Raw genomic sequence first — 281 nt, 5'->3', positions numbered from 1 at the left:
TACCAATGTTCGTATCGGCATCGGCCGCTATATGATTCGCAATATCCGTGGCATTGTTACCTATCGCCGTAGTGTTGTTGGCAATGTCCGAAGTGTTCGTCGCTATCGCACTCGCATTGTTCGAAATGTTCGTAGTGTTGTTGGATATGTTCGTAGCGTTGTTCGAAATATCCGTGGCATTGTTACCTATAGCCGTAGTGTTGTTGGCAATGTCCGAAGTGTTCGTTGCTATCGCACTCGCATTGTTCGAAATGTTCGTAGTGTTGGTTGAGATGTTCGAA

Annotated in this window: 1 protein-coding gene; it reads right to left on the bottom strand. The window is 45.9% G+C overall.

Annotation, left to right across the window (positions count from 1 at the left end):
* The coding region (locus AB9K32_RS00015; protein ID WP_369883993.1) for a hypothetical protein at positions 1-281 on the bottom strand (281 nt) is incomplete at both ends.

The sequence above is a fragment of the Allomuricauda sp. XS_ASV26 genome (assembly GCF_041224615.1).
GTDB classification, from domain to species: Bacteria; Bacteroidota; Bacteroidia; order Flavobacteriales; family Flavobacteriaceae; genus Flagellimonas; species Flagellimonas alginolytica.
The sequence above is the reverse complement of the archived record's forward strand: the minus strand, read 5'-3'. Positions and strand labels throughout refer to the sequence as shown.